The organism is Demequina sp. (assembly GCF_024642165.1).
Lineage (GTDB): Bacteria > Actinomycetota > Actinomycetes > Actinomycetales > Demequinaceae > Demequina.
In genome coordinates this window covers 1-16,192 of sequence record NZ_JAHEBP010000046.1, presented here as the reverse complement: position 1 = coordinate 16,192, position 16,192 = coordinate 1, and the positions used below count along the sequence as shown (strand labels likewise).

General features: G+C 71.4%; 14 protein-coding genes and 1 tRNA gene. 3 read left to right on the top strand and 12 right to left on the bottom strand.

Features of this window, described 5'->3' with window-relative positions; translation table 11 throughout:
- Position 1 precedes the first annotated feature (1 nt).
- From Q0L54_RS06045 to topA, 8 genes are all read right to left on the bottom strand, one after another.
- Positions 2-74: transfer RNA gene (locus Q0L54_RS06045), tRNA-Thr, on the bottom strand.
- 60 nt (positions 75-134) lie between these two features.
- Positions 135-1,673: an alpha/beta hydrolase gene (locus Q0L54_RS06040; RefSeq protein WP_296666236.1), complete on the bottom strand. Its 1,539-nt coding sequence runs from the start codon at positions 1,671-1,673 to the stop codon at positions 135-137.
- A 25-nt stretch (positions 1,674-1,698) separates the two neighbouring features.
- Positions 1,699-2,847: a DNA polymerase III subunit delta' gene (locus Q0L54_RS06035; RefSeq protein WP_296666238.1), complete on the bottom strand. Its 1,149-nt coding sequence runs from the start codon at positions 2,845-2,847 to the stop codon at positions 1,699-1,701.
- On the bottom strand, positions 2,844-3,530 hold the full coding sequence (gene tmk, locus Q0L54_RS06030) for a dTMP kinase (protein WP_366937940.1): 687 nt from the start codon (positions 3,528-3,530) through the stop codon (positions 2,844-2,846). Before tmk ends, Q0L54_RS06035 begins: the two co-directional genes overlap by 4 nt.
- Before the next feature lie 60 nt (positions 3,531-3,590).
- Positions 3,591-4,586 (bottom strand): Gfo/Idh/MocA family oxidoreductase, encoded by a 996-nt coding sequence (locus tag Q0L54_RS06025; RefSeq protein ID WP_296666234.1) that lies wholly within the window; start codon positions 4,584-4,586, stop codon positions 3,591-3,593.
- A 43-nt stretch (positions 4,587-4,629) separates the two neighbouring features.
- The gene (locus Q0L54_RS06020; protein ID WP_296666233.1) at positions 4,630-4,854 is read right to left on the bottom strand and encodes a hypothetical protein; all 225 of its coding nucleotides are present in this window, start codon (positions 4,852-4,854) and stop codon (positions 4,630-4,632) included.
- 52 nt (positions 4,855-4,906) lie between these two features.
- Complete coding sequence (locus Q0L54_RS06015) at positions 4,907-5,119, bottom strand: hypothetical protein (RefSeq protein WP_296666232.1); 213 nt, start codon at positions 5,117-5,119, stop codon at positions 4,907-4,909.
- Entirely contained in the window at positions 5,116-7,770 is a 2,655-nt protein-coding gene (topA, locus tag Q0L54_RS06010) for a type I DNA topoisomerase (RefSeq protein ID WP_296666231.1), read from the bottom strand. The genes Q0L54_RS06015 and topA overlap by 4 nt, the downstream gene beginning before the upstream one ends.
- A gap of 248 nt (positions 7,771-8,018) precedes the next feature.
- Here topA and Q0L54_RS06005 point away from each other — a divergent pair, with 248 nt between their 5' ends.
- Complete coding sequence (locus tag Q0L54_RS06005; RefSeq protein ID WP_296666230.1) at positions 8,019-8,873, top strand: inositol monophosphatase; 855 nt, start codon at positions 8,019-8,021, stop codon at positions 8,871-8,873.
- A 174-nt stretch (positions 8,874-9,047) separates the two neighbouring features.
- On the opposite strand, the gene Q0L54_RS06000 is transcribed toward Q0L54_RS06005, so the two are convergent.
- From Q0L54_RS06000 to Q0L54_RS05985, 4 genes are all read right to left on the bottom strand, one after another.
- The gene (locus tag Q0L54_RS06000; protein ID WP_296666228.1) at positions 9,048-9,737 is read right to left on the bottom strand and encodes a hypothetical protein; all 690 of its coding nucleotides are present in this window, start codon (positions 9,735-9,737) and stop codon (positions 9,048-9,050) included.
- A 339-nt stretch (positions 9,738-10,076) separates the two neighbouring features.
- On the bottom strand, positions 10,077-10,802 hold the full coding sequence (locus Q0L54_RS05995) for an anaerobic ribonucleoside-triphosphate reductase activating protein (protein WP_296666226.1): 726 nt from the start codon (positions 10,800-10,802) through the stop codon (positions 10,077-10,079).
- A gap of 254 nt (positions 10,803-11,056) precedes the next feature.
- The gene (locus Q0L54_RS05990; protein ID WP_296666225.1) at positions 11,057-12,592 is read right to left on the bottom strand and encodes a methyltransferase; all 1,536 of its coding nucleotides are present in this window, start codon (positions 12,590-12,592) and stop codon (positions 11,057-11,059) included.
- Between the two features lie 104 nt (positions 12,593-12,696).
- The gene (locus Q0L54_RS05985; RefSeq protein WP_296666224.1) at positions 12,697-15,057 is read right to left on the bottom strand and encodes a sodium-translocating pyrophosphatase; all 2,361 of its coding nucleotides are present in this window, start codon (positions 15,055-15,057) and stop codon (positions 12,697-12,699) included.
- Between the two features lie 166 nt (positions 15,058-15,223).
- Here Q0L54_RS05985 and Q0L54_RS05980 point away from each other — a divergent pair, with 166 nt between their 5' ends.
- Positions 15,224-15,769: a sigma-70 family RNA polymerase sigma factor gene (locus tag Q0L54_RS05980; RefSeq protein ID WP_296666223.1), complete on the top strand. Its 546-nt coding sequence runs from the start codon at positions 15,224-15,226 to the stop codon at positions 15,767-15,769.
- Position 15,770: 1 nt separating this feature from the next.
- The coding region (locus tag Q0L54_RS05975; RefSeq protein WP_296666221.1) for a hypothetical protein at positions 15,771-16,192 on the top strand (422 nt) is incomplete at its 3' end.

The window sequence follows — 16,192 nt, the reverse complement described above, 5'->3', positions numbered from 1 at the left end:
GAGCCGCCTATCGGAATCGAACCGATGACCTATTCATTACGAGTGAATCGCTCTACCGACTGAGCTAAGGCGGCATGTGCCCCTCGCGGGACGCTCCGTCCCCCTTTCGGGGCACGGGTAGACATACTAGCGCTTCAGCACCGCATCCCTGAACTTGGCATCACGCCGTCCACGAGGTACCCGTCGACGGCGTCGACCACGCACTGGTTGGACCTGCCGTAGGCGGTGTGGCCCTCTCCGTCCCAGATCAGCAGCGACGAGCTCGCGAGCTGCTCCGAGAGCGACTCCGCCCATGCCAGCGGCGTCGCCGGGTCGTTGGTGGTGCCGATCACCAGGATGGGCGCGGCCCCGTCAGCAGCGTCCAGCGACGTCACCGGATCCTTGGACTGCCACGGCCAGCCGTCGCATCCGAGCGCGGAGGCGAACCACCAGCCGAACGTGGGCGAGGCCTCCTCCACCACCGCGCGGAAGTCCGCCAGCGAGGCCACCGTGGTCGGGTCCACCTCGCCCGCATCCAGGCACCCGATCGCCGTGAACACCCAGGTCGAGTTCGACAGGTAGTCCCCGTTGCCGGAGTCCTTGTCGAGGTAGAAGTTGCCCAACTGGAAGAAGATGTCGGCGGTGCCGTCGTTCAGGACCTCATCGAGGCCGGCCTCCAGGTAGATCCACGACGCCTCGTCGTACAGCGTGACCACGATGCCGTAGACCATGAGGTTGCCGTTGACCTCGGACCCGCCTGCCGCGCGGTAGCCCTCGTCACGCGCGGTGAGCGCGATGTCCTTGATCTGCTGGCGCGCGGTCTCGGGGTTGGCGTCGAGCGGGCAGTCCGCCTCGCCCAGGCACCACCCGATGAAGTTGGACAGGGCGCCCTCGAAGCCGCGCGCCTGGTCCGCGGCGGCCGTCTCCTCGTCGAGCGTGAAGTCCACGGCTCCGTCGAGCACCATGCGGCCCACGCGCTCCGGGTAGAGCTCCGCGTAGGTGGCGCCCAGCTGGGTGCCGTACGAGTACCCCAGGTAGTGGAGCTGGTCGTCGCCCAGCACGGCGCGGATCACGTCCATGTCCCGCGCCGCGGACGAGGTGTCCACGTTCTCGATGAGCGGGCCCGTGAGATCCCGGCACAGCGCGGCGAAGTCGACGGTCGCCTGCCGCGCCGCGTCGATCTGCTCCTGCGTGTCGAGCGTGAGGTCCGGCAGGTAGTACGCGTCGATATCCTCCGCGTCACCGCAGGCGACCGGAGTCGACGCGCCCACGCCGCGCGGGTCGAATCCGATCACGTCGTAGGCCGCCAGGAGGTCCTCGCCGGCGGACGTCACGAACGCCGGGGTGAGGTCCAGTCCGGAACCGCCCGGGCCGCCCGGGTTGATGAGCAGGCTGCCCAGCCGCGCCGATGCGTCGGTGGCCGCATGGCGGTTGATCGCCAGATCCACGGTGGGCCCGTTGGGATCGCTCCAGTCGACCGGGACCTGAAGCGTGGCGCATTCAAGCTCGCCGCATCGGCTCCACGACGCGTCCTGGGAGTAGACCGCGGAGTCCTCGGGCGCCACGGCAGGCGAAGCCTCCGAGGTGGGCACCGCCGGATCCGACGGCACGATCTGGGTGCGCTCCGGGGTACAGGCGGCGAGAAGGGACGATGCGGCGATCACGGCGGCGATCGCGGCGAGGCGGCGGGTCACCCCGCCACCATAAGCGAGCCGGAGCTCACCTCCGCACCGCGGTGCGAGGGCGCAGATCCAGCGCCATCGCCTCCAGCGCGAGCAGCGGCGCGACGTTGCCGGCGAGCCGCTCGCGCGCGGTGCCGAGCGCATCGAGGCATCGCATCGTGTCCGCCAGGGCGGTGCGCGTGGCGAGCTCCCGCACGTGACCCTCGTGCGCGACGTTGACCAGGTCCACCGCGGCGCCCGTCTGGGCGACCGCCACGTCGCGGTACAGCGACATGAGGTCCGTGATGGCGCGGTCCAGCACGTCGCGCTTGTGCCGGGTGGCCCTGCGCTTCTGGTCCTCCTCGAGCTGCCGCAGCTGCGCGCGGAGCGCGGGCGGCATCCGCGAGCCGTCCTCGACGCCCAGGGTGGTCATCAGCTGGGCGCGCTCCAGGGCGTCGCGCTCCTCCGTGGCGGCCCTCGCGTCGTCGTCCGCGACCTCGACCAGGTCCGCGGCCGCAAGCACCGCGTCGCCCACCCCCCGAATCTCCGTGGCGAGCGCCAGCACCTGATCGCGCCGCGCCCGCGCCGCGGGATCGCGCGCCAGGCGCCGGGCGACGCCGATGTGGCTCTGCGCGGCGAGCGCACACTCGCGCGCCAACTCCGGCTCGACGCCGTCACGCTCGACCAGCAGCCGCGCCACGTCCACCGGGTCGGGCGTGCGCAGGCCCACGATCCGGCAGCGGCTACGGATGGTGACCGCCACGTCCTGCGGGCTGGGCGCGCACAGTACCCACACGGTCCGCGGCGGCGGCTCCTCGATGGACTTGAGCAGCACGTTCGAGGTGCGCTCGGTCATGCGGTCCGCGTCCTCGACCACCATCACGCGCCAGCGCCCGCCGCTGGGCGCCGAGGCGGCGCGCGAGATGAGATCGCGGACCTCCTGGATCGCGATCGTCACCTTCTCCGTCGCCACGAGCGTGACGTCCGCGTGCGTGCCGGCCAGCACCGTGGTGCACTCACGGCATTCTCCGCACCCGCCACGGTCGCACTGCAAGGCGGCGGCGAAGGCGCGCGCGGCGTAGGAGCGGCCGGAGCCCGGCGGGCCGGTCACGAGCCACGCGTGGGTCATCGAACCCGGATCGTCCACCGCGGCACGCAGCGGACCGATCTGTGGGGACTGCCCCACCACCTCGTCCCACACCGTCACGGCGTCCCCCATGGCTCGAGGGGGAGGTCGCCCGACCCCGCCGCCGCATCGGCGTCCCTCTGGGTCCGTGCCGCCAGGGCCTCGAGCACTGCCGCCACCACCGAGCCGTGCACGGTCTCGACCACGCGCCCGGCATCGACCACCGCATACCGTGCGGGGTCCAGCGCCACGCGCACCAGGAATCCCTCACGCATCTGGGCCGCCTTCGCGATGGTCTCGCGCTCGACGCGGTCCAGGTCGCGGCTCATCCGCGCCGGGTCCGGCTCCATGTCCAGCACCACGGTGAGATCGGGCAGCAGGCCCTCCGTGGCCCACAACGAGATCCGCTCGACCTCTTCCCCGAGGCCCCGGGCGCCGCCCTGGTAGACCACGGACGAGTCGAGGTAGCGGTCCTGCAGCACCATCGCGCCGGCCTCCAGGGCGGGTCGCACCTTGGTGGCGATGTGGTGGGCGCGGTCGGCGGCGTAGAGCAGCGCCTCGGCGCGCGGCGCGACGTGGTCGCCGTGCATGATCGCCTGCCGCAGCTCGACGCCGAGAGGCGTGCCGCCCGGCTCGCGCGTAGTGACCACCTCGCGGGAACCGCCGGCGGTGGACCGCAGGTACTCCGCGAGCAGGTCGATCTGCGTGGTCTTGCCCACGCCGTCGGCGCCCTCGAACACCACCCAAAAGCCCGAATACATCATGGGGAGGAATCTACCCGCAGGGTCCGACGGGACGATGCGCGCGCATCGTCCCCCCGCACGTCACTCCTCGTTGGGGAACACCAGCCCGATCTGGGAGCGGATCTCATCCATCATCTCCATGATCTCGACGGACTGGTCGAGCGTCATCAGCGGGCTCTCGGTGTCGCCGGCGGTGACGCGCCTCGCGACCTCGGCCGCCTCGTACTGGAAGCCGTTGGGAACGTCGCCGTCGTAGGTCCATGAGGTGCCGTCGCGACGCGTCACCGTGAAGGCGGTGGGCGTGTAGAAGGTGTCGTGCACCTCGATGAATCCCTCGGTGCCCGAGACGAGCGCCACGTTGGGCGTGCGCGCCTCCATCGTGGAGGTGAGGATCGCCTGCGCGGTCGGGTAGTCGAACACCATGCTCACCTGGCCGTCGACGCCGGTGTCACGGAGGCGGCCCGAGGCCGAGATCCGGTCCGGGACGCCCAGGATGTCGTGGGCGAAGGCGATGGGGTAGATGCCCAGGTCGAGCAGCGCGCCGCCCGCGAGGGCCGGGTTCCACATGCGCTCCACATGCGTGAGCAACTGCCCGTGATCGGCCTGCACCGAGACCACGTCGCCGATCTCGCCGCGCGCGATGAGCTCGCGGATGGCGTGGACGTGCGGCAGGTGCCGCGTCCACATCGCCTCCATGAGGAAGACGCCCTTGGCGCGGGCAGCGGCGACCACCTCGCGCGCCTGCGCGGCATTCTGCGTGAAGGCCTTCTCGCACAGCACGTTCTTGCCCGCCTCGATCGCCAGCAGCGCGTGCTCGTGGTGATGACTGTGAGGCGTGGCCACGTAGACCACGTCGATCTCGGGGTCCGACACCAGCTCCTCGTACGAGCCGTACGCGGTGGGGATCCCCATCTCGTCGGCGAAGGCCTGCGCCTTGCCCTGATTGCGGGATCCGACGGCCAGCACCGAGGACTCGGTGTACGAGCTGACGGCGTCGGCGAGCTTGTGGGCGATGCCCCCGGCGCCGAGGATTCCCCAGCGGACGGCGGGCGCGGACATGGGCTGCGGTGCACTCATACGGCCAGCATAAGGGGACGATGCGACGGCCGGGCAGGCGGCGCTACAGGCTCCCGGCGCGCGGGCCGAACCGCCCGCCGAGGATCCCGCCGAGGAACGCGATCCCCGCGATGATCGGCACGCTGATGGGAAACCCGAAGCCCAGCACCGAGACGGTGCCCGAGTCCACGGTCAGCACCACGGCGCCGAACCCGAGCACCAGTCCCAGGTACCCGAGCCACCGGAGATTGACGCCCGGCTCCGCGCCCGGCTTGCGATCGTCGGCCATGATCCACCCTTCCGTGAGTTGCGGACAGGGTAGCGCCGATGCGCGGGCCGGCTCAGCGCCGCGCGTTGCCGAAGCGGCCCACGAGCATGCCGGCCACGTACGTGAGCAGCATGGGCAACGCGGGACTCACGGTGAGCCCGAGCAGCTCGATCGAGTCCATGCGGGAGCCCAGGAACACGAGCCCGACCCCCACCGCGATGCCGATCAGCGTGAGCACCATCGACGCCACCGACGGCGTACGGCGACTGTGAGTGGGTTCGCTCACTTCTTCTTGGCCCGAGTGGCGGGCTTCTTGGCGGCGGTGCGCCGGGCCGGCTTCTTGGCAGGACCCTTCGCGCGCTTGGCCGCGAGCAGCTCGACGGCGCGCTCCGCGGTCAGCGCCTCGACCGTCTCGCCGCTCGGGATGGTGACGTTGGTGTCGCCGTCGGTGATGTACTCGCCGTAGCGGCCGGCCTTCACCACGATCGGCTTGCCCGACGTCGGGTCCTCCCCCAGCTCCTTGAGCGGCGGCGCGGCGGTGCGGCCCCGGCCTCGCTTGGGCTGCGCATAGATCGCGAGCGCCTCGTCGAGGGTGATCGAGAACAGCAGGTCCTCGCCCTCGAGGGTGCGCGAGTCCGTGCCCTTCTTCAGGTACGGGCCGAACCGGCCGTTCTGCGCGGTGATGTCCTCGTTGGTCTCCGGATCCGTGCCCACCACGCGCGGAAGGCTCATGAGGCGCAGGGCGTCCTCCAGCGTGACGGTGTCGAGGTGCATCGACGCGAACAGGCTCGCGGTCTTGGGGCGGCCCTTGGAGTCCTCGGGCAGCACCTCCGTGACGTACGGACCGAACCGCCCGGCCTTCGCGATGACCTCGAGGCCGGAGGCCGGGTGGGTGCCCAGCACGCGCTCGTCGCCACCCTGGTTGGCCAGCAACTCCTCCGCCTTCGCCACGGTGAGCTCGTCCGGCGCGAGCTCGTCCGGCACGGACGCCGTCTGCTTCTCACCCTCGAGCTCGCGCTCCAGGTAGGGGCCGTACTTGCCCACCCGCAGCGAGATGCCCGAGCCGATCTCGAACGTCGAGTTGGCGCGGGCGTCGATGTCGCCCAGATCCTCGACCAGTCGCTTGAGGCCCTGGCTGCGCGCATCGTCCGCCGAACCCGAGCCGAAGTAGAACGAGGTGAGCCAGTCCACGCGGGACAGCTCGCCCGCGGCGATCCGGTCCAGGTCCTCCTCCATGTCCGCGGTGAACCCGTAGTCGATGAGCCACGCGAAGTGCTCCTCGAGCAGGCGGATCATCGCGAACGCGAGCCACGTGGGCACCAGCGCCTGCTTCTCCACCCGCACGTAGCCCTTGTCGATGATGGTGTCGACCATCTGGGCGTAGGTGGACGGGCGACCCAGCTTGCGGTCCTCGAGCTCCTTGATCATCGAGCCCTGCGTGTAGCGCGGCGGCGCGGTGGTCGCGTGGGTGAGGGGGTCGATCTGGCTGGCATCCACCTTCTGACCCTCGGCCAGCACGGGCAGCCGCGACTCCTTCTCGACCTTCTGCTCGTCCTCCTCGTAGCGCGCCTTGTCCCGGGACTCCTCGTACAGCGCCATGAATCCGGGGCTGGTGAGGATGGTGCCCGACGCGGAGAACTCGACGGCGTGGTGCGCGGCCGTGGTGGCGCCGATGCGCACGGTGGAGGTGGTGCCCGTCGCATCGGCCATCTGGGATGCCAGGGTGCGCTTCCAGATCATCTCGTACATGCGGAACTCGTCCGCCGCGAGCTCGGCGCGCACCGAGTCCGGCGTGCGGAAGCTGTCGCCCGCGGGGCGGATCGCCTCGTGCGCCTCCTGGGCGTTCGAGTCCTGGCTCGCGTACACCCGCGGGCTGGCGGCAACGGAGTCCGAGCCGTACAGCGCGGTGGCCTGCTTGCGAGCCGCGCGGATCGCCTCGCCGGACAGCCCCGGCGAGTCCGACCTCATATAGGTGATGTAGCCCTTCTGGTACAGCGACTGCGCCACGCCCATGGCCTGGCGCGCGCCCAGGCGGAGCTTGCGACTCGACTCCTGGATCAGCGTCGAGGTGATGAACGGCGCGGCGGGGCGGCGCTTGTACGGGCGGGAGTCCACCCCGGCCACCGTGAACTCGGACTCGGCGAGGCCGGCCGCGAGCGCACCCGCGAGAGCGGCGGACACGTGCACCGCCTTCGCGTTGGTGAGCACCCCGCGGTCGTCGAAGTCCTTGCCGGTGGCGACGCGCTTGCCGTCGACCGTGGCCAGCCGCGCCTCGAAGCTGCGGCCCGCGTCCTTGCCCTCGGTGGCGGTGAACGTGCCGCGCAGGTCCCAGTACTCGGCGGACTGGAACGCCATCCGCTCCCGCTCGCGGTCCACCACGAGTCGCAGGGTGACGGACTGGACGCGACCGGCGGAAAGGCCGGACTGGATCTTGCGCCACAGCACCGGCGAGACCTCGTAGCCGTAGAGGCGGTCGAGGAGGCGGCGTGCCTCCTGCGCCTCCACCAGCTCCATGTCGACCTCGCGCGGCCGCTCGAGGGCACGCGTGATGCCCTCCTTGGTGATCTCGTGGAAGGCCAGGCGCTTGACAGGGACCTTGGGCTTCAGCACATCCAGGAGATGCCACGCGATGGCCTCGCCCTCGCGGTCCTCATCAGTCGCGAGGTAGAGCTCGTCGGCCAGCTTGAGGCGCTTGCGGATGTCCGTGACCACCGACTTGGCCCGCGCGGAGACCACGTAGTAGGGCTCGAACTCGTTGTCCACGTCGATCGCGAACTTGCCGATGTCCGACTTCTTAAGCTCTGCGGGAAGCTCCGAGCGCTCCGCCAGGTCCCGGATGTGACCCACGCTCGACACCACGTCGTAGTCGTCGCCGAGGTAGCCACCGATGGTCTTCGACTTGGTGGGGGACTCGACGATCACGAGCTTGCGGGTCATGGAACCTTCTCTCTGGGTGGTGCGTCGCGGCGCTGTGGGCGGCCTGAGACGGACTCAATATACATAGGCGCTCACGCGGGTCAAGCGCGGCCTGTGGACGCGGGCGGCGTCTCGGGACGATGCACGGGGCCCGGGCGGCTCGATGGGCGGGGGCGGACACCGCATCGTCACGGCCCCGCTACCGGATCGTCATCCGGCGCTGGCCGGAGGCCGCCGGAGCCCGCGCATCGGCATGGAACGATGGACGTATGCAGCCCCTTCTCGACTCCGCCGCACGCGCCGCCGTGGGCGACGCGATGCGCCGGGTCGCGGATGCCGAGATCCGCCCGCGGTTCCGCGCTCTCGCCGACGACGACATCCGGCTCAAGGGCCCGGGCGACTTCGTGACCGAGGCCGATCTCGAGGCCGAGCGGGCGCTGATCCCGTTGCTGCAAGAGGTCCTCGACGTGCCCGTGGTGGGCGAGGAGGCGAGCGCCACGGACCCGACGCTGCCCGCGGTGCTGGCGACGGGCGCCACGGCGTGGACGGTCGATCCCGTGGACGGGACCGCCAACTTCGTCGCCGGCTCGGAGATCTACGCCGTCATGGTGGGGCTGGTCGAGGACGGGGAGCCGGTGGGCGGCTGGATCCTCCAACCCGAGACGGGCCTGCTGTACGAGGGGCTGCAGGGCGTTGGCGCGTACGTGAACGGCACGTCGCTGAGCGCGGAGGTCGAGCGCTCCCGCGGGGCCGAGGCTCGAGGCGAGCCGCGGCGGCTGCGCGCGCACGGCGCGGTGTCCTTCAAGTACGCGTCGGATCGCGTGCGGGAGGGGCTGGCCGCGGCGGAGCACGAGCTCGGCGGGTTCGCGGACCTGCGCATGTGCGCGGGATTCGACTATGCGGACCTGGTGTCGCAGGACGTGGGCTTCCTCATCTACACGCGCGCCAAGCCCTGGGACCACGTGCCCGGCGCGGCGATCGCGGCGGAGGCCGGCTTCACGGTGGGCCGCGTCGACGGGTCCGGCTATCACCCGGCGATCGAGGAGGGTGCGCCGCTGCTGGCCGTACGCACGGATCGCTGGGAGACGGTGCGCGAGGTGCTGGCCCGCCACCTCGGCGTCTGAATTTCCCCAGCCCTCCCCACCTCGCGTCCCCACCTCGCACCCGCTGCGGGGAACTCACGGACGGTTTCTGAGGGTTCTCGACTCCTGTGGGGAACTGAGCGTCGCATCGTCCGGGCACACGCGAACGGGAGGGCCCCCGAAGGGACCCTCCCGTCGCTGCGGTTCGCTCGCCGATCAGGCGGTGGCGAGCTCCGTGTCCTCGACCTTGGCGGTCGCCTTGCGGCTGACGTCGCCGGCGATCCAGAAGGTCGCGCCGCCGAGCACCAGGAACAGCAGGCCCAGTCCGGAGATCATGCCCACGATGCCGAGGCCCAGCTTGAGGGTCGACGCGGTGACCGCGCCCACACCCAGCTCGCCGAACAGAGCGTGAGCGGTCGGGTTCCAGATCTGCGCACGTGCCGGGCCCTCGAGCGGGTTCATGCGGTCGAAGTCGGCCCAGTACTTGCCGTCCGCGGGGACCTCGTAGGTGCCCGCCTCGAAGGTCTCGCCGTTGTACTCGACGGCCTCGTCGAGGACCACGGTGGCCGAGCCGGTCAGCGTGTGGTGTCCCACCAGAGCCATCTGGTACATGTACTCGCTGCCGGTGTTGACCAGCGGGTCGTTGGGGTCGAGCTCGGAGGGGACCACCTTGTAGCCCCAGTCGCTCTCGAGCAGCTCGAGGATCGCCTCGGCACCCGCGACCTCGCCGCGGTCGACGAGCACGCCGTCCTCGTTGTACGTGAGCTGGACGTTCTGAGCGGCGGAGAAGTCCTGAAGCGACTTCTGGCCCGCCTGGACCTCGGTGAAGGCGTAGATGCCGGCGCCGATGAAGCCGAGACCGGCGAGCGCGAGAATCGCGCCGACGATGCGGAGCTTGGTAACCATGATGATTCCTTTCCGGGGAATGTGTTGTCGTGTCACCGAGTCTGGTGCCCGTCATTGCGATATTCACGGGACCTTCTGCCCATATTTGGGAAGGATTCTCAACAGCCGGTGATAGTCGGGGCCCTACCAGGTGTTTCGCCCCGCGGGGTCGCCCGGATTGGGGCGACGATGCGCGCAGGGGACGTGCTGCCGACCGTTGCGTAAAGCGCGCGAACGACAGTGAGTGACCCGCAGGAATCACAGACGTGCCAGAACCGTCGGTGACCTACCCGCAGCGCGTCCGGGGTCGAGAAGCGGGGTGGGGCGGGTTGAGAACCGGCGTGGAAAGGGCGGGCGGAGTCAGCGGCGCGCGAGGTCCGGGAGGTCGTCGTGGCGGATCACGTCGAACAGGCCCCGGCCGGCGAGCGCACGGCGGTACTCGGGCGAGGTGCCGGCGACGCGCGCCTGCTGCAGCACGGGCGCGTGGGCGCCGCGCCGGATCACCTGGCGCACCGTCTCGAACACGTCCTCGCGCGTGTGGACCGTGGGGTCCACCGTGACGCGGACCTCGTAGTCGATCCCGGAGTGCTGCACCAGTTCCAGCGACGTCCAGGCCTTGTAGCCCGAGGTCTCCTTGCCGGTGATGTCCGCGTAGCCATCGGGCGCGGCCTTGATGTCGATGCCCACCCAGTCGAGGGCGGGCAGGACAGCCGCGAGGCGCCCGGGGTATGCGCCAGCAGTGCTCAGGCCCACGGCGAAGCCCCTGGCCTTGACCTGGCGGACCGCGGCCGCGAGGCCGGGCTGTCGCGTGGGCTCGCCGCCGGAGAACACCACGGCATCGACCATCCCGCGGCGGACCTCGAGCTGGTCGAGCACCTCACGCCAGGAGACCTTGCCCTCCGCACGCGAGTCCTGCATCTCCGGGCCGGCGCAGTACGTGCAGCTCCACGGACATCCCTGGAGCAGCACGGTGGCGGCGATGCGCCCCGGCCAGTCGTGGATGCCGTACGGCGTGAAGTCCGCGACCGACAGCGAGTCGGGGCTGAGGGCGTCGACGGGCGTGAGCTGAAGCTCGGTGGTGGACATGGGGCCTCCGGTTGGGGCCGGGCCCCGGGATCGCCGCGGTCCGGACAGCGTGAGACGCCCGCTGTCGCGGACGTCGATGTCACATTCACCAGGCTAGAAGCGGGGACCGCATGCCCTCCCGGACCAGGGTCCCGCATCCGGTACGGGGCGGGTACGGGTTGCCCCATGGCCGGGTAAAGCGCGTCCGAAACGCCCGATTTCGACGGGACGATGCGGCGGTCGAGGGGGCTTGACCGGGCGCCGGGCCGTCGCCGCTAGCCCAGGAACCCGTCCTCGACGAGCCCCCGGATCGCGGGCGCCAGGCCCGCCAGCATGCGCTCGGCGGGGACGTCCAGGAGCGCGGCGAGCGCGTGAGCGATCTGACCGGCGGTGAGCTCGCCGTCGCACGCGCCCACGAATCCCGCGAGTGCCGTGTCCATCGAGACCGACCTGCCCAGGCCCGCTCCCTGCCGGAGCAGCAGGTGCGAGGGGTCGGCCTGAAGCACCGGCCCGTAGGACTCGCGGGTCACGTCCGCCGCGGCGGTGAGGCGCTGCGCGAACAGCTGCTCATCGGACAGCGCCGCCACGCGGTCGTGCGCCGCGAGCGCGTCCACCAGGTACGCGCCGAACGGCGCCTGCAACGGCCCCTCGTGCTGCTCGAGCCGCCGCAGGGTGGGAGCCCCGGACAACGGACGTCGCAGCAACAGCATCCCGAACCCGACCGCACGGACCCCGCGCGCGTCGAAGTCCGCGAGGTACGCCTCGTAGGCGCGCTCGAACGCGTCGCGCCCGCGCTCCGGCGTGACGCCGGCGTCGCGCAGCCAGGTCTCCGCGTACTCCGCGGCGTCGAGCCGATCCCGCTCGATGATCCAGGCGTCGAGGGGCCGCCCGGCGGACGCGGACGCGTCCAGCCACGCCTCCAAAGACTCGTTCCACAGGTCGCCGTGGATCTCCCAGTTGCCGAGCATCTGCGCCACGCCGCCGGGCGCGAGCACCGCGCCCACGCCGGACACGAGGCCCGCGACGATCCCGTCGCCGGTCTCGCGCCCGTCGCGGTACTCGAAGCTCGGCGCGTCCGGCGGCGTGATGACGAACGGCGGATTCGACACCACCAGGTCGAACTCCTCCCCCGCCACGGGCTCCAGCATCGATCCCTCGCGCAGGTCCCACTCGCCCGCATCGTTGAGGGCGCGGTTGAAGGCCGCGAAGCCGAGCGCGCGCCGGGACACGTCCGTCGCGACCACCCGGCGGGCATGGAGCGAGGCGTGGAGCGCCTGCACCCCGCAGCCCGTGCCCAGGTCGAGCACGCGGTCGCGCTGCGTGCGCATCGTCATCCCGGCGAGCGTCAGGGACGCCCCGCCGATGCCCAGCACGTGGTCATCCCGCAGCCGCGCGCCCGTGACCGCCTCGCCCCGGTCGGACGCGACCCACCACGTGACGTCGCCGTCGGCCGTGGACGTGGCATACGGGCGCAGGTCCACCCGCGCACGCACCACATCGTCCCTCCCGGGTCCGGCGGCGTCGACCAAGCCCATGCCGTGGGCGCCGTCAGTCCCCGTCGCGGGCAGCGCCGCGTCGAGCTCCGCGCGCGTGACCGTGTCGCCCAGCAGGAACAGCCGGGCGAGCGTCGCCTGCGGCGTGGACGATGCGCGCGCCGCCAGGCGGGCCGGCAGGACCTGCTCACGAGACAGGGCGCGCGCGGCTCTCTCGCCGACGATCGAGTCGACCGCGTCGACCGTCCACCCGGCGAGATCGCCGCGCAGCGTGTCGACGTCGTGCGGGGAGCGCGCGGCGGGGGCGTCGAGGTTCACGCGTCGAGGCTAGCGCGGCGCGACACCCCGCACCGGGCCCCACGCACCCCTCCATGCGGGCGCCTCTCCTGCAAGTGTGGAGTTGGCTGGCCCGGGGTGAGTGCCTAGAGGGTGTCCCCGCGGGCCTGGAGCGAGTCCGTGGCGTCGTCGACGGCCTGCCCGGGCCCGTCGTCGTGGCGGGACTCGGCCTCGTGGGCCACGTCCGCCTCCCGCTCGACGCCGCCGGCGTGTGACCGACGGGACGCCAGCGCCACCGCCACCACGGCCACCGTGCCCGCGACCGCCGCGATCCCGGCCCGCAGCCACGGGTTGGTGCCCTCGCCGTAGCTCAGCATCACCACCGCGGGCGCGATGAGCAGCGCCACCAGGTTCATGACCTTGATGAGGGGGTTGATCGCGGGGCCGGCGGTGTCCTTGAACGGGTCGCCGATGGTGTCGCCGATGACGGTCGCCTCGTGCGCCGCCGAGTTCTTACCACCGTAGTGGCCGTCCTCGACGATCTTCTTGGCGTTGTCCCAGGAGCCGCCCGAGTTCGCGAGGAACACCGCCATCAGCACGCCGGTGCCGATCGCGCCGGCGAGGAAGCCCGCGAGCGCGCCGATGCCGAGCGCGAACCCGACAAACACGGGCGCCATGGCTGCCAGCAGGCCGGGCGTGGTGAGCTCGCGCAGGGAGTCGCGGGTGCAGATGTCAACCACGCGCCCGTAGTCGGGGCGCTGCGTGTAGTTCATGATGCCGGGCATCTCGCGGAACTGCCGGCGCACCTCGAACACGATGGCGCCCGCCGCGCGGGTGACCGCATCGATGGCGAGGCCGGAGAAGAGGAACACCGTGGCGCCACCCATGATCACGCCCACGAGCGTGAGCGGGTGGATGATCTCGTAGCTGAAGCCCACCGCCGTGGTGGCGGCCGTCTCGAGCGCCTGCGCGACCGCATCGGAGTAGGAGCCGAACAGCGCGGTCGCGGCCAGCACCGCCGTCGCGATCGCGATGCCCTTGGTGATCGCCTTGGTGGTGTTGCCCACCGCGTCGAGGTCCGTGAGGATCTTGGCGGCGTCCGCGTCGACGTCGCCCGACATCTCGGCGATGCCCTGGGCGTTGTCCGACACCGGGCCGAACGTGTCCATGGCCACGATCACGCCGACGGTGGTGAGCAGGCCGCAGCCGGCGAGCGCCACCAGGAACAGCGCGAGGGTGATCGAGCCGCCGGCGACGGCGAACAGCACCACGATGGCTCCGGCGATGACCGTCGCCGTGTAGACGGCCGATTCGAGGCCCAGGCCGATGCCGGACAGGACCACCGTGGCGGCTCCCGTCAGCGAGGTCCGGGCCACGCGCCGGGTGGGCTTGGATGCCGTGTCGGTGAAGTAGCCGGTGAGCCACAGGATCAGGCCGGCGAGGCCGATGCCCACGAACACCGCGACGGTGGCGATGATGCGCGGATCGCCCGACTCGCCCTCGACGGACGTTCCCACGAGCTCCGAGAACGACGACGGCAGGTACAAGAACGCCGCGACGGCGGCGAGCACGGCGCCCACGGCGGCCGACGTGTAGAAGCCGCGGTTGATGGCCTTGAGTCCCGACTCCTCGCCGCGGATCTTGGTGATGAAGACGCCCAGCGCCGCGACCAGGGCGCCGATCGCGGTGACGATCAGCGGGAACACCAGCCCCTGCTCGCCGAAGGCGGCCTTGCCCAGGATCAGTGCCGCTACCAGCGTCACGGCGTACGACTCGAACAGGTCCGCCGCCATTCCGGCGCAGTCGCCCACGTTGTCGCCCACGTTGTCCGCGATGGTCGCGGGGTTGCGGGGGTCGTCCTCGGGGATGTGGTTCTCGACCTTGCCCACCAGGTCCGCGCCCACGTCCGCGGCCTTGGTGAAGATGCCGCCGCCCACGCGCATGAACATGGCGAGCAGCGCGGCGCCGAAGCCGAAGCCCTCGAGCACGGCCGCCGCGTTGTCGCGATAGAGGAAGACCACGGCGGCCGCGCCGCCCAGGCCCATGCCCACCACGGACATGCCCACCGCGCCGCCGGTGCGGAACGCGATGCGCGCGCCCTCGGCGCGGCCGCCGCTGCGCGTCGACGCGGAGGCGACGCGCACATTCGCACGCACCGCGAGCCACATGCCCATGTAGCCGATGGTCGCGGAGCAGCCCGCGCCCAGCAGGAAGAACAGTGAGCGCCCCACGCGCACGCCCGCGTCGCCGGGGAGCAGGAACAGCAGCGCGAACACCAGGACCACGAACAGCGCGAGGGTGCGGAGCTGCCGGCTCAGGTACGCCGAGGCGCCCTCCTGCACGGCCGTCGCGATGTCGTTCATCCGCTCGGTGCCGTCCTTGGTGGCCAGCACCTGCCTCCGCAGGACCCAGGCGAAGATGAGCGAGATCGCGGCGATCACCCCGATGACCACCACGATCATGGCGCTGCCGGAGCTCACCTCCACCGCGGTGGTACTGGCGTGCATCTGTCCTCCTCGACGGTCTCCCCGACGCGACGTCTCTGTCGCGCCCGCAAGGGTACTTCGCCACTCTAGGGGACGATGAGGCTGCAAAGGTCCGGGGCGGCCCCAACGTTTCGGCGCGCTGAAGCGTCGACATCTGTGAAGCCGCATCTCAAGGCAGGGGGATCCGATGAGCGACTGGCGCGACATGATGGCGCAACTGGTGCGCGATCGCGAGCGTGCGCTGCTCGGGTACGCCTACCTCGTGTGCGGCAACCAGGTCCAGGCACAGGATCTGGTGCAGGACGCGCTCGTGCGAACGTTCTCCCGCCCGCGCCCCGGCCTGACCAATGCGAAGGCGGAGGCGTACGTGCGCCGCGCCATCACCACGGTCTACGTCGACGGCTACCGGCGTGAGCAGCGGTGGCGCCGGGTCCAGCACCTCTTCCGGCCCGCGGAGACCGGCCCCGATCCCCTGGCGGGCGTCGAGGCGGGCGCGGACGTGATCGAGGCGCTGGCCACGCTGGCACCGCGGGAGCGGGCGTGCGTGGTGATGCGGTACTTCGACGACCTCACGGTCCCGGACATCGCCCGGCAGTTGGGCCTCGCGCCCGGCTCGGTGAAGCGCTACCTGCACGACGGACTCGGCCGGCTGGAGCTTCTGCTCGGCGAGGTCGAGGACCGTGCCGACGACACCGTCGACGTCTCCGAGCGTCGACCGAAGAAAGGCGACTGACATGGTCAAGCTCTCCGATGCTCTGCGGGGCGCCGCGGACCGCGCCCCGCTCGACGGGATCTCCGTCAACGGCCACCGCGCGGCACGCCGCGCCGCGACCCAGCGTGGCCTGCGCACCGGCGCAGGCGGCGTCCTGGGCGCGGGCATGGTCGCAGTGCTCGCGTTCGGCGTCATCGGCCCGCGCGGCCTGAGCGCGGCCGAGGACTCTGGGCGCAACGCCGACGCGACGATGGACGGCGGGGCGGGGGCCGAGGCGCTCGCGCCCGACGTGGCGGCCGGGAGCTGGCTCCCCTGGGGACTGTGCGGGTACGAACTTCCCGCGCTGGAGCCCGCGGCCGGTCCGGTCGCCCTCACCGCGACCCTCCCCAAGGCCGAGACCGACGGCGACAGCCTCGTCGCCTCCGTCACCACCACGGTGGTCGC

Bases quoted from the DNA above. Each gene is read 5' to 3' on its own strand.
- Q0L54_RS06020 (WP_296666233.1), bottom strand. From the start codon at position 4,854: ATGGCCGACGATCGCAAGCCGGGCGCGGAGCCGGGCGTCAATCTCCGG.
- Q0L54_RS06000 (WP_296666228.1), bottom strand. From the start codon at position 9,737: ATGGTTACCAAGCTCCGCATCGTCGGCGCGATTCTCGCGCTCGCCGGT.
- topA (WP_296666231.1), bottom strand. From the start codon at position 7,770: ATGACCCGCAAGCTCGTGATCGTCGAGTCCCCCACCAAGTCGAAGACC.
- tmk (WP_366937940.1), bottom strand. From the start codon at position 3,530: ATGATGTATTCGGGCTTTTGGGTGGTGTTCGAGGGCGCCGACGGCGTG.
- Q0L54_RS05985 (WP_296666224.1), bottom strand. From the start codon at position 15,057: ATGCACGCCAGTACCACCGCGGTGGAGGTGAGCTCCGGCAGCGCCATG.
- Q0L54_RS06025 (WP_296666234.1), bottom strand. From the start codon at position 4,586: ATGAGTGCACCGCAGCCCATGTCCGCGCCCGCCGTCCGCTGGGGAATC.
- Q0L54_RS05995 (WP_296666226.1), bottom strand. From the start codon at position 10,802: ATGTCCACCACCGAGCTTCAGCTCACGCCCGTCGACGCCCTCAGCCCC.
- Q0L54_RS06005 (WP_296666230.1), top strand. From the start codon at position 8,019: ATGCAGCCCCTTCTCGACTCCGCCGCACGCGCCGCCGTGGGCGACGCG.
- Q0L54_RS05980 (WP_296666223.1), top strand. From the start codon at position 15,224: ATGAGCGACTGGCGCGACATGATGGCGCAACTGGTGCGCGATCGCGAG.